This window comes from Neobacillus drentensis (genome assembly GCF_021560175.1).
In the GTDB taxonomy this organism is placed as follows: Bacteria; Bacillota; Bacilli; order Bacillales; family Cytobacillaceae; genus Neobacillus; species Neobacillus drentensis_A.
Genome location: NZ_CP091110.1, coordinates 6122075 through 6134980, shown reverse-complemented (window position 1 = coordinate 6134980; position 12906 = coordinate 6122075). Strand labels below are relative to the sequence as shown.

Here is a 12906-nt window from a genome sequence, read left to right as displayed (position 1 = left end):
CGTATGAAGAAAACTCCTCAATCTGAAATTAAGCGAGGCCAAGCAATATCCTTTCGTGTCCCTTCAGATACGCCTGACCATATAGTAAAGCATTTACAAAGGTTAAAGGAGACAGAACGGAGAAACTTTTCAAGTACTATTGCTGAGTTTGTGGTACAAGGGGTAAGTCATTCTTTTTCACGTGAGAAAGAGACCATTACGATTCCCCTTCCAAAGAAGTTAACAAAGGTTCAGCGCGATTGGTTAAAACATGAGCATTCTGAAGCAATGCTTGGCAGTATTCTCTATCAATTGATTTCTGACCCGGTCCGGGCTACTTCTTTGCTAGCTTCATTAAATAGTAATTCCATAGATATTGAAGAAGCCTTATACCTTCAGGAGGAATTACAGTCTGTTCCCTTTCCGGCTCCAGCTAATGAGGTGGATATTCCGATTGAGGCAGAGTCTTTTGAAGAGCTCGCGGCTGGTTTAGAGGACCTTGATATGGAAGATGATTTAAGTGATTTTGACTGGGATACTGCTAAGAAGCCCGAAATGAGGCCTGAAGAGGACAATAAGGAAGTTGAACTTGATCCTGATGACCTGCTAGGTGGATTTTTGGCTAATATGAATAAATAATTCTTCAAGAAAAGGCCCCGACTTATGGTTAAGACGGGGCTTTTGCGTTTAATGCTGTTTATTCGGTAATTTGTAACCTTGATGTCCTTTACTTTGACGTTCTTTGTTGTCTTTGTCCTTTTCCTGTCTCTCATGCAGTTTTTCTACAAATTCATGTGTTGTATTTTCTTCCATTTGAGCTTACCTCCTTTTAAAAATGAACCATAGTTATTCTGTCCTATTCGAGAAGGAATATGTAATAAGGATAAAAGGATATAAACCCACGTATCAGTCATACATATTAGATATGGTATTTTAAAAAAGATTGTAAAGCTTATAATATATGAATAGGTGGTGGGCCGATGGAGCTGCCAGCTAATATCGTCCTTGAAAGCGGGTCTCTTAATGATGCATTAATTTTAAAAAGAGAAATTCTTTACAAAGGTATGAATGGACGATTTGTCGAAAGGTTTTTTCTTTCTTCCTCTAAAAGCTTTATTTTTAAACCATTAACCAACAATGATCAGCTAGGGAAAGAAGTATGGATACACCAGCATATTCTCCCACAGTTTCCTGCCATATATCCAAAAATTATTTCCTATAAAATAAGTGAACTGCCAGAAATGAATTGGATGATCGTAGAGGACCTTGGGGCACTGACTCATGATTTTAACGTTAAGAGTGTTTTAGAAGTGATTAAATGGGTTGCCTGGTGGCATTCATTGCCTATTGAAACTATAGGTCCTGTACCGGCCTCGGGATTAAAGCCGCAAATCGGTGAGATTATAGCGGACATTGTGAACAGGAAGAAAGAATTCTTACTTGAGCTGCCGGTTTTGAAATTGGAAAGAGAGGCAATTGAACATACGTACTCCCTGCTTGAAAAAAGTAATTTTTCCAATCGACTCGTTTTGTCGCACGGAGATTTACATTTAGGCAATTTTTCGAAAGTCGGCGATCAGTTGATGATCTTGGACTGGGAGCACACCCATTTAAGTTCCCCCTATTGGGACTTGTACCATTTAATTGATATGTCACATCCCCTTTTTCCTAGACAGGTAACGTCTGAGTTGCGAAAGCAATTTCTGGAGGAGTACCTTGCTCAGTTGGATTTTGAATTAGATAGTGACTCGTTTATGTGGGAATATAATTTGTTTTCAGCTTCTTTCTCGATTTGGATGATTGGTCTGATAAAGAAAGACCTGGAAGCAAAAGAGCAGAGATGGCCTGAAGAGCAATTGAACAGGCAGTTAAAGGAAACTGTATTAAGTTTGCAGCAATGTTTAGTGGTGCTTAGTGGGATAAAAAGCTAACCTGTTCAGAGGTTAGCTTTTTACTGTTTATGCCTTTTGTTCAGTTAATTTAATGATTTCAACAATGGTTTGGGTTGCTTTAACCATATTTTCAACGGAGATAAATTCAAATTTCCCATGGAAATTTTCGCCGCCGGTAAAAATGTTCGGTGTGGGCAGACCCATATAGGAAAGCTGTGAGCCATCTGTGCCGCCGCGGATTGGTTTGGTAATTGGTTTGATGTCTAAGCTTACCATCGCTTCATGAGCAATGTCGACAATTTCCATAACCGGTTCAATTTTCTCTTTCATATTGTAGTATTGGTCATTCAGGTCGAGCACGATTCTGTTGGTGCCATATTTGGCTTGGAGTTCAGTCACAATGGCTTGTAAGGCTGCCTTGCGGTCATTGAATTTTTCTCTGTCATGGTCACGGATAATGTAGTGAAGATTGGTTTGCTCCACATCACCGTTAAAGGCTAGCAGATGATAAAAGCCTTCGTATCCCTCGGTATGTTCTGGTGCCTCTTGTGCCGGAAGTTTGCTATGTAGTTCCATACCGATTTTGATAGAGTTGACCATTTTATTTTTGGCTGATCCTGGGTGGATGTTACTTCCTTTTATTGTAATTTTCGCTCCTGCGGCATTAAAGCTTTCGAATTCTAACTCACCAAGCGGACCGCCATCAACGGTGTAAGCATATTGTGCATTGAAGGCCGCAACGTCGAACTTATGTGGACCTCTGCCGATTTCCTCATCTGGTGTGAACGCAACGCGAACCCTACCGTGTTTGATATCAGGGTGTTGAATAAGGTAAGCCATTGCGGTCATGATTTCCGTAACGCCAGCCTTGTTGTCCGCGCCTAGCAGGGTAGTGCCGTCTGTTGTGATTAAGGTATGTCCTTTGTATTCTGGCAGACTTGGAAAGTCCTTTGGTGACATAATGACGTTTAGGGCTTTGTTTAAGACGATCTCACCACCATCATAGTTCTCGACGATTTGCGGGTTGACGTTTTTGCCGGTGAAGTCGGTGGCGGTGTCCACGTGGGCTAGGAAGCCGATGGTTGATACGTCTTTGTCGGTGTTGGCTGGCAGGGTTGCCATCACGTAGCCGTTATCGTCGATGGTTACTTCTTGCATGCCAATTTGTTTTAGCTCTTCAACCAACATGCGAAGCAAGGTCCACTGTCCTTCTGTCGATGGACAGGTTTCGTTGTTTTCATTGGATTGTGTATCTACTTTTACATAGGAAGTAAATCTTTCAATTAGTTCGTTTTTCAACTTTACTGCACTCCCTTTTTTTGAGTTTTAATCATGAATATCATATCACTTTGAGGGGGTGGAGGAAACTGACGGATAGTTTGACATAACTGGCGGAAGAGGCCAAGTAACCAGCGGATAAGAAAGAATTACTGGCGCCAGCCAAGATTAGTGGCGGATGAGTGAAGGAAACTGTCGGATAGTTTGACATAACTGTCGGAAGAGGCCAAACTTCTGTTCCTTGTTTGGAATGTTTTTTAGATAAGAAGGAATCAAGTTGGGAAATAAAATCTTTGTCCTTTGAGGGGGAATGGCCACAATTTGTTTCGGGTAGGCTAAAACAACAGCGCCGTAAAGAGGAATCTTAATATTTCGGCTCTTAAGCCAGTCAGAAAGTAACTCATAATTTCGCTCCAGTTGAACCACTGGACTGTCAAACCCGTCCTTATGCCCATCCTCCCGGGTCCTAATCAATTGTGGAGGGTTATCTTTAAACTCCAGAATCCCGCCAATATTTTTAACCTCTAACACCACCCCAAACCTGGGGCTCAACAAAAACGTATCCATTTGAAAATCAGAAGTAGGAGATAAATCATGAAAAATGTGGTGGTCAAATGAAAAAGAGGACTTACGGAGAACTTCAGCGACTCGGTCTTCCCCGCCAATTCCCGCTTCAACCGAAGATTGCTTGCCTGCCAATACAGGCAGAATAGGATGTCCGGCAGGAAGACGGCCTTGAGAGGATATCAAGCCTTCTAACTTCAATGAGGGGTCTCGACTTTTAATCCAAATATAAAACACCTCCCTTAAATCTACCTGCATCGTAACATATCCCACAAACCCAAACTATATCCCCTGAATCAATTTCATATTTTTGTAAAAAATATAGCTTATCCGCCTATTGACCAGGGTAGTCAACGAGATTATAATGACTTCATTGACTGATGTGGTCAACACTAAAAACAGGAGGGCTGCACCAGTGTTCTCAAAATTTTTCAACTTAGAAACGGAAAAACAAGACCGAATCCTAAATGCTGCCATAAAGGAATTTGCCCAGAAAGGATATGATAAGGCCTCAACCAACGAAATCGTGAAAGAAGCCGACATCTCCAAGGGATTAATTTTTCATTATTTTAAAAACAAGAAGCAGTTGTTCTTATTCTTATTTGACCATTGCATCCAAATCATTACCGATGACTTCTACAAAAAGGTCGACCTTACAGAGGCAGATTTTTTCAAACGAATCCGGAAGGCGGTCGCAATTAAAATGGACCTCCTCGCCAAATATCCAGACATCTTTAAACTTATTGAAGAAGCCTATATGGACGATGCGGACGACATTAGAACAGAAATTGAGAAAAAGGTGAAAGCCTTAAATGAGATTAATTTTGGGAAGATTTACGAGGGCATTGATCTTTCGAAGTTTCGCGACGATGTCGACATCCAAAAAATCTTAAAAATTATTACCTGGACGTTTGAAAAATTAAGTGAAGAGGAGCTTAACAAAGCAAAATTAACACCAAATCACGAAATTGACTATTCAGCCATTCAGCTTGAAGCAGAGCAATATTTCCAAATCCTTACGAAGGTTTTTTATAAGTAAAAAGGGGGCAGGAACCATGAATGTAATCGAAATTAACAACCTGACAAAGACGTACGGCAAGTCTAGAGGGATTACCGATATTAACTTTCAGGTCGAACAGGGTGAGATTTTTGGCTTTATTGGACCAAACGGAGCCGGTAAATCGACGACCATCCGGACACTCCTCTCCCTCATTTATCCAACGAGTGGCAGCGCCAAAATCTTTGGAAAAGACTGCATTGAGTTTGCACCGGAAATCAAAAAGGAAATTGGTTATCTGCCTTCGGAAGTTTTTTACTATGACAATATGAAAGTGAAGGATCTCTTGAAATACTCCGCCATCTTTTACAAGAAGGACTGCAGTAAGAGAATCAAAGAGTTAGCGGAACTGATGGATCTTGATTTAAATAAAAAGATTGATGATCTCTCACTGGGAAATAAAAAGAAGGTGGGGATTGTTCAAGGCCTGCTTCATGAACCAAAGCTAATCATCCTCGATGAACCGACAAGCGGGCTGGATCCGTTAATGCAGCAAAAGTTCTTTGAATTGCTGGAGGAGGAAAATCAAAAAGGCGCTACGATCCTTTTTTCGTCACATATTTTGAGTGAGGTTCAAAGACTATGCAATCGAGTGGCGATTATTAAAGAGGGCAAGATTGTAACGGTTGAGAAGATAAGTACGTTACAAGAAAACAATTATAAAAAATTTAAGGTGGAAACGAAGTCAGCCCTCTCTCCCGACTATTTCAATATCATGGGTGTAAATAATTTGGAGGCTAAAGGGAATGTAATCAGCTTTCTTTTTAAAGGAAACATCAATACGGTCTTGAAGAAGTTAGCCGAAATAGAAGTCGTCAATTTGTGGATTGAGGAACCAGATCTTGAGGAGATCTTTATGCATTATTACGAAAAGGAGGCCTAAGAGTCTATGAATATATTTTTTCATGAGTTAAAGGCGTATCGAAAATCAACTATAATTTGGACCTTTTCGTTAATCATGGTGGCATTGCTATTCCTGTCGATGTTTCCCTCGTTTGCAAAAGATGCGGATGAGTTTAAGAAATTATTAGCTGGCTACCCGTTGGCGATGAGGAAGGCGATTGGACTTAATTTGGAAAATATCTTTACGATTTTGGGATTTTACAGCTATGCTTTGACGTTCACAACGCTTTGTGCGGCCATTCAAGCAATGAATCTCGGTACCGGAATTGTCAGCAAAGAGGTTCGCGAAAAAACGGCTGATTTCCTGTTAACCAAGCCGGTGACCCGCACACAAGTTTTAACGAGTAAACTGCTGGCAGCATTCACGTCCCTTTTGATTACCAATGTAGTCTATCAGATTGCGTCCAATTTGATCGCGTTGCAGGTTAAAACAGTAGATTTTAGTATAAAGAAATTCGTACTGCTTTCCTTGACGATGTTTTTTATTCAATTAATCTTTCTAGCAATCGGCATCATCATCTCTGTCATTGTTCCAAAAATTAAATCAGTCTTAACGGTCTCTTTAGCAACGGTCTTTGCGTTTTACTTTCTCGGTGTCATTAGTGAGACGTCCGGTGATGATGTGAAGCGGTTCATCTCGCCATTTAAATACTTTGATCACACCTATATTATCAAACACGCTAGCTTCGAAGGATCTTTTCTCATTACAGGTGCCGTGATTGTCGTTGCAGCCATTACGGCAAGTTATATGATTTATACTAAAAAAGATATTCATGCCGTTTAGGGGGATCAGAAGATGAATATATTTTTAAAAGAATTAAAGTCTCATCGAAAATCACTCCTCTTTTGGTGCTTTGGCGTGTTTTTAATGGTGCTATCCGGCATGAATAAGTATGCTAATTTGTATTCATCACAGCAATCAATGACTGATGTAATGAAAGATATGCCCAAATCGCTGCAGGTGGTAATGGGAGCCGGAAGTTTAGATTTATCAAAGGCGAGCGGTTATTATGGCATGCTGTTTATTTATTTGCTATTGATGGCAACGATACATGCAGCCATGCTTGGCGCCGGGATCATTGCAAAAGAGGAACGGGACAAAACAGCCGAGTTCTTATTCGTGAAGCCCGTTTCAAGAACGAGGGTTATTTCGGCCAAATTGCTGGCAGCCTTGTTCAATCTGGTCGTTTTTAATTTAGCCACATTAACTTCGTCGATTGCCCTGATGGCTAAATACAGCAAGGGTGAAAATGTAAATCGAGATATGATCATCTTGATGGCGGGCATGTTCATCTTGCAGCTGTTGTTTATGGTGATGGGCAGTGCCATTTCCTCTTTAAAAAGAAAGTCAAAGAAGGCACCTTCCCTATCTGCAGGTGTACTGTTACTGACTTTTATTTTGTCCGTGGCGATTGACTTGAATGAAAGGTTGAAAAGTCTGAAGTACTTGAGCCCGTTTAAATATTTCGAGGCAAAAAATGTAATGTACGGAGGCGGGTTGGATCCTCTCTTTGTTGTTATTTCCCTCTTTTTAATCGTAGCCTTTACCAGTGTAACCTATATTTTTTATAAAAAAAGAGATTTAACTAGTTAAAGACTGGGGGATTTTCCTCCGGTCTTATACACTTAGCCTATCGAGCACTGAGGGAATTCTTAAATACCGTGATAGAGGCGGACAGGTAGTTTAACTGAGCTCATAATGGATATAACTATATAAAAAGTGTTAATATGAATTAATCAAACAAAGGGAGAGATTCAAATGACAAACGAGAATGAAAACGCTGTACTGCCACCGAAAACTTGTTCGGTTGAAAAATTAATTACCGTAAAGACCGATATCGAGAAGGTTTTAGCGGGTGAAAAGACAGCTACACGCCGGAACGGCCGCTATGCCGACCCAGGCGAAATCATGACACTTGAAGGCCGTCAGTTCGTCGTCGATAAGGTCTATTCACAGAGCTTGGGCGAGTTGACGGATGATGATGCCCGCCGCGAGGGCTTCAGCACGGTTGAGGAATATAAGCAGTCGATCCTTTCCTACCATCCAGGTATGCCGTGGCTGCCACAGATGCGTGTATGGGTCCATGAATTCAGCCCGGTTCAAGATTAATCAGGTTAAACAGTAATAGCCCATTCTCTGCAATGGGCTATTTTGTTTTTTCTATGCTTAAAAATTGTTTTATTCCGGTAAACGAAATTATAATAGCCTTATTAATATCACCAAAGGGTTAGGTGAGAGGATGAAGTTTTTATCAAAGTACATAAAGAAATATTGGAAGTCTTTTAGCATTGCTGTACTATTTCTCACCTTTGAGGCAATAAGTGATTTGATGCAGCCAACCATTATGGCAAAAATCATCGATAAAGGTGTAGTGAACCGAGACATTCATTATGTGTTAAAAATGGGCGGAGTGATGCTGTTAATTACGGTCGTCGGTGCCATCAGTGCCTCTTCGCGCAGCGTAATTGCCAGCATTGTCTCGCAAAACTTTGGCACCGAATTGCGCTCCGATTTATTTAAAAAAGTTCAAACGCTTTCGTTTACAAATCTCGATCGGTTTAACCGCGCCTCGTTGATAACCCGTTTAACAAATGACGTCACACAAGTGCAGGTGTTTGTGAATGGGCTGATGCGAATCTTTGTAAAGTCTCCTCTGCTGGCCATAGGGGGGCTTGTGATGGCTACACGGCTAAACTTGCACTTATCTATTGTTTTGGCCGTGGTAGTTCCGATTGTAGCCTTATTAATTGTCCTGAACCTGCGCCTCGGTTTTCCTCTCTTTTCTAAGGTTCAGCAGGCCTTAGACCGCGTGAATTCGGTGATGAGGGAATACTTATCAGGGGTTCGTGTCGTCAAGGCCTTTAACCGCTTTGATGTTGAAATTGGCAAATTTTCCACAGCAAATGACCAGTTTAAGGATCAATCCATCGCCGCAGGGCGTCTGATGGCTACTTTCAGCCCGGCCATCATGCTCACGGTCAATCTAGGCATTGTCGCCGTCCTATGGATGGGCGGACTAGGGGTAGAATCAGGTACCATTCAAGTAGGCCATATCATTGCTTTTACCAACTATATGACGCAAATTCTTTTCTCCCTGATGGTCATTTCGATGGTCTTTAATATGTTCGTCAGGGCTAAGGCATCCGCGGGCAGAATTAATGAAGTGTTTTTACAGGAGAATGGTACCATAGTAGAAACGCAGGCCGCATCGCCGCATCATGGTCAAGAAACAGGCAGAATTGACTTTGAAGATGTCACTTTTTCTTATGAAGGAACCAGTGGCGAGCCAATCTTAAAACATATTGATTTAACCATCCTCCCGGGTGAAACGGTAGGCATTATTGGCTCAACTGGTTCAGGAAAAAGCACCCTCGTCGGGCTAATTCCCCGTTTTTATGACGTGATAGGCGGCACAATTAAGGTAGACGGGCAAGATATTTCACAGCTAAAGCCGCAGCTGCTAAGAGATCAAATCGCGATTGTACCGCAAAAAAATATCTTATTTACCGGCACGGTAGCAGATAATATCCGCTGGGGAAAAGAAGATGCCACCGACGAAGAAGTAAGGACGGCGGCCGTGATTGCCGGTGCCGATGACTTTATTGCCGCCTCGCCGGAGGGATATGAAACTAGAATTGGCCAGGGCGGTGTTAATTTCTCCGGCGGGCAGAAACAGCGGATTTCAATTGCGCGGGCCCTAGTGAAAAAACCAAACATTTTAATTTTGGATGATAGTACGAGTGCAGTGGACGTTGCCACTGAAGCGAAAATTAAGGCTGCCTTGAAAAAATATGGTAAAGGCCTAACCTGTATTTTGATTGCCCAGCGGATTACCTCCATTATCGATGCGGATAAAATCGTCGTTTTGGATCATGGTGAACTCGTTGGAGTCGGGACTCACCGCGAGTTGCTTTCGGATTGCCGGGTATATCAAGAAATCTATCAATCGCAGATGGGCAAGGAGGCTTTGTAAATGTCAAAAGGAAATGAACAGATTGTCCATACACCTCCTCCGTTAAGACCGGGTGGTGCCCAGCGCCTTCGCGGCCCTGTCGTCAAGCCCAAGAATTTAAAGGGAACGTTAAAACGCTTATGGTACTATTTTGGCAACGAGCGAAAAATGCTGAGCTTAGTCTTTTTCTTTATTGTCGTGGATGCCGTTCTGATGCTCCTTGCTCCGTATTTAATTGGAAGAGCCGTTGATGCGATGAGCCTTAAACAAGGTAAGGTTGATTCCAACCTTTTAGAAATAATGATTATTGTGCTGGCCTGTTCATACTTAGCAGATGCGGCCCTGACTTTTTTACAAGGCTGGCTGATGGCGGGTGTGGCACAAAGGGTTGTGAAGCGACTGCGCGAGGCAATCTTTCGGAAGCTGCAAAAGCTGCCAGTCTCCTTTTTTGATACCCGGACGCACGGGGAGCTAATGAGCCGGTTATCGAATGATGTGGATAATGTCAGTAACACCATCTCCCAGTCCACGACCCAGCTAATGTCCGGCCTGATTGTGATTACCGGCTCTTTAATCATGATGATTATCCTAAGCCCGTTATTAACAATAGCAAGCTTAATTACAGTGCCGCTAGTTTTTTTACTGACCAAGACAATTGCAAAGCGAACGAGTGTCTTATTTAAGAATCAACAGATAGAGCTCGGTAAATTAAATGGTCATATTGAAGAATCCATTTCAGGGATTGAAGTCGTTAAGGCATTTAATCATGAAGAACAAGTGATTAAAGAGTTTGAATTGGTTAACACCAAGCTTCGTGATGTCGGCCTTAAGGCGCAAATCTGGTCGGGTTTTTTAATGCCAATTATGAATGTCATTAATAATCTTGGCTTTGCCATTGTCGCAGTTATTGGCGGGATTTTGGCAGTGAAAAGCCTGGTTACGGTTGGGGCGATTGCGAGCTTTATCACTTATTCACGTCAATTTGTCCGGCCGTTAAATGACCTTGCCAATATTTTTAATATTCTTCAGTCAGGTGTGGCAGGGGCAGAACGAGTTTTTGAAATCATTGATGAGCCCGAGGAGGTAGTTGATCCGCCGCATGCGGTGGAATTAATGAATCCAAAAGGCCATGTCGTCTTTGAAAATGTTAGTTTCGGCTACCGCCCTGACGTTCCAATTATTAAGAATGTCAGCTTTGAGGCCCAAGTCGGCAGCAGCACGGCCCTAGTTGGCCCGACAGGTGCTGGGAAAACCACGATTGTGAACCTGCTGACAAGATTCTACGATGTTACAGAGGGCAGGATCCTGTTAGACGGACGAGATATTCGTGATTACACAAGGGATAGTTTGCGGAGATGTTTTGGGTTTGTTCTGCAAGATACATATCTATTTTCTGGAACGATAAAAGAGAACATTAAATATGGCAAACCTGATGCCACGGATGAAGAGGTGGAGCAGGCAGCCCAAATGGCTAATGCAGATGTTTTTATCAGGAGACTGCCAAATAAATATGAAACAGTTTTATCGGAAAATGGCGGAAATCTAAGCCAAGGTCAGCGCCAGCTTTTAGCCATTGCCAGGGTGATCCTGGCAAGACCTGCCTTGCTCATTTTAGATGAAGCCACCAGCAGCATTGATACAAGAACAGAGCTTCATATTCAAGAGGCTTTGCTTAAATTAATGGAAGAACGGACTAGCTTTATCATTGCTCACCGTTTAAATACGATTCGGGATGCCGATATGATTATGGTCATCGGCAATGGTCAAATCATCGAAAAAGGAAGCCACGAGGAATTAATGGAAGCCAAAGGCCGGTATGACCAGATGTTTTTTAATCAATTTAAAAATGTCGAAGGAGCGCTTGATTAGGAAGAGTGAATTTGAATGATTGATAAGGTGAACGAGAATGCACTGGTAGTTGTGCATTCTCTTTTTTTGCGGAATATAATGACAGATGTCAAGACAATTGGTAGAATACCTTATGTTCACTATTATTTTTACCTAGATTAGAGGATTTTGGGGAATAATGTAAATACTTGTTACATAGGGGGATTATCATGAAAAATAAAAAAGAAATATCCACCCGGAGACTGCTCGGAATTGCGGGCATGGGCTGGATGTTTGATGCCCTGGATGTGGGGATGCTTAGCTTTATCATTGCAGCCTTAAAAGTAGAATGGGATTTAACGCCAGGAGAAATGGGCTGGATTGGCAGTATCAATTCGATTGGGATGGCCGTAGGCGCACTTGTTTTTGGATTAATGGCGGATCGAATCGGCCGGAAAAATGTTTTTATCATTACCTTACTATTATTTTCAGTAGGTAGCGGCGCGTCTGCACTTACGACCTCACTAGCAGCCTTCCTTGTCTTAAGATTCTTTATTGGAGCAGGCTTGGGCGGCGAGCTTCCAGTTGCCTCTACTTTAGTCTCAGAAAGCGTCTCTGCTGAGAAGCGCGGCAGGATAGTGGTCTTACTCGAAAGTTTTTGGGCAGGCGGCTGGTTAGTGGCTGCGGTCATTTCGTATTTTATTATTCCGAAGTTTGGCTGGCAGGTTGCCTTGGTCATTAGTGCGATTCCAGCCCTATATGCCCTATATCTGCGAATGGGCCTTCCCGATTCACCACGGTTTACGGCAGTAAAAGATAAGCAGAAGACCACATTGGGTCAAAGTTTGCAGAAATTATTTTCAAAGGATTACGGACGGCAGACGGCAATGCTTTGGATTGTTTGGTTTTGTGTCGTTTTTTCCTACTACGGGATGTTTTTATGGCTGCCTAGTGTCATGGTCATGAAAGGATTCAGTCTCATTAAGAGCTTTCAATATGTACTGATCATGACCATAGCTCAGCTGCCGGGTTATTTTACAGCAGCCTGGTTTATTGAAAAAATTGGCAGAAAATTTGTTTTAGTAGTTTACTTAATTGGGACTGCGATCAGCGCCTATTTCTTTGGCAACGCAGACACTACGGCCACGTTAATGACGTCTGGGATTCTGTTATCATTCTTTAACCTTGGGGCATGGGGCGGTTTATATGCTTACTCACCGGAGCAGTATCCGACAATTATTCGCGGAACAGGGACAGGCTTTGCGGCCGCAGTAGGGCGGATTGGCGGTGTATTGGGTCCGTTATTAGTAGGAAATCTGGTTGCTCAGCATGTTGCGATCTCAACCATCTTTATGATCTTCTGTTTTTCAATCCTAATTGGTGCATTAGCAGTCTTTATTTTAGGAAAAGAAACGAAAAATAAAGAATTAGTATAATATTTATGGAAAAGGGG

At 42.2% G+C, this 12906-nt stretch carries 13 protein-coding genes; 10 read left to right on the top strand and 3 right to left on the bottom strand.

Annotation, left to right across the window (positions count from 1 at the left end; all coding sequences use genetic code 11):
* Positions 1 to 3 precede the first annotated feature (3 nt).
* Positions 4 to 618: a hypothetical protein gene (locus L1999_RS28990; RefSeq protein ID WP_235741670.1), complete on the top strand. Its 615-nt coding sequence runs from the start codon at positions 4 to 6 to the stop codon at positions 616 to 618.
* Positions 619 to 666: 48 nt separating this feature from the next.
* Here L1999_RS28990 and L1999_RS28985 read toward each other — a convergent pair whose 3' ends face one another.
* Positions 667 to 792, bottom strand: a complete 126-nt coding sequence (locus L1999_RS28985) for a DUF4023 domain-containing protein (RefSeq protein ID WP_235741669.1) — start codon at positions 790 to 792, stop codon at positions 667 to 669.
* Between the two features lie 167 nt (positions 793 to 959).
* Here L1999_RS28985 and L1999_RS28980 point away from each other — a divergent pair, with 167 nt between their 5' ends.
* Complete coding sequence (locus L1999_RS28980; RefSeq protein ID WP_235741668.1) at positions 960 to 1910, top strand: phosphotransferase; 951 nt, start codon at positions 960 to 962, stop codon at positions 1908 to 1910.
* Positions 1911 to 1937: 27 nt separating this feature from the next.
* On the opposite strand, the gene pepT is transcribed toward L1999_RS28980, so the two are convergent.
* Positions 1938 to 3170: a peptidase T gene (pepT, locus tag L1999_RS28975; protein ID WP_235741667.1), complete on the bottom strand. Its 1233-nt coding sequence runs from the start codon at positions 3168 to 3170 to the stop codon at positions 1938 to 1940.
* 147 nt (positions 3171 to 3317) lie between these two features.
* Complete coding sequence (locus L1999_RS28970; RefSeq protein WP_235741666.1) at positions 3318 to 3971, bottom strand: nuclease-related domain-containing protein; 654 nt, start codon at positions 3969 to 3971, stop codon at positions 3318 to 3320.
* A 157-nt stretch (positions 3972 to 4128) separates the two neighbouring features.
* Here L1999_RS28970 and L1999_RS28965 point away from each other — a divergent pair, with 157 nt between their 5' ends.
* The 8 genes from L1999_RS28965 to L1999_RS28930 all read left to right on the top strand — a co-directional run bounded on the left by L1999_RS28965 (position 4129) and on the right by L1999_RS28930 (position 12889).
* On the top strand, positions 4129 to 4752 hold the full coding sequence (locus L1999_RS28965; protein WP_235741665.1) for a TetR/AcrR family transcriptional regulator: 624 nt from the start codon (positions 4129 to 4131) through the stop codon (positions 4750 to 4752).
* Positions 4753 to 4768: 16 nt separating this feature from the next.
* Positions 4769 to 5653 (top strand): ABC transporter ATP-binding protein, encoded by an 885-nt coding sequence (locus L1999_RS28960; protein WP_235741664.1) that lies wholly within the window; start codon positions 4769 to 4771, stop codon positions 5651 to 5653.
* A gap of 6 nt (positions 5654 to 5659) precedes the next feature.
* Entirely contained in the window at positions 5660 to 6457 is a 798-nt protein-coding gene (locus L1999_RS28955; RefSeq protein ID WP_235741663.1) for an ABC transporter permease subunit, read from the top strand.
* A gap of 12 nt (positions 6458 to 6469) precedes the next feature.
* Positions 6470 to 7267, top strand: coding sequence for an ABC transporter permease subunit (locus L1999_RS28950; protein ID WP_235741662.1), 798 nt, complete (start codon positions 6470 to 6472; stop codon positions 7265 to 7267).
* A gap of 165 nt (positions 7268 to 7432) precedes the next feature.
* A complete protein-coding gene (locus L1999_RS28945) occupies positions 7433 to 7783 on the top strand; it encodes an ASCH domain-containing protein (protein ID WP_235741661.1) in 351 nt (116 codons plus the stop codon).
* A 130-nt stretch (positions 7784 to 7913) separates the two neighbouring features.
* On the top strand, positions 7914 to 9647 hold the full coding sequence (locus tag L1999_RS28940) for an ABC transporter ATP-binding protein (protein WP_235741660.1): 1734 nt from the start codon (positions 7914 to 7916) through the stop codon (positions 9645 to 9647).
* A complete protein-coding gene (locus tag L1999_RS28935) occupies positions 9648 to 11495 on the top strand; it encodes an ABC transporter ATP-binding protein (protein WP_235741659.1) in 1848 nt (615 codons plus the stop codon). It abuts the gene before it with no gap.
* Between the two features lie 188 nt (positions 11496 to 11683).
* Entirely contained in the window at positions 11684 to 12889 is a 1206-nt protein-coding gene (locus L1999_RS28930; protein WP_235741658.1) for an MFS transporter, read from the top strand.
* The last annotated feature ends 17 nt before the right edge of the window (positions 12890 to 12906 follow it).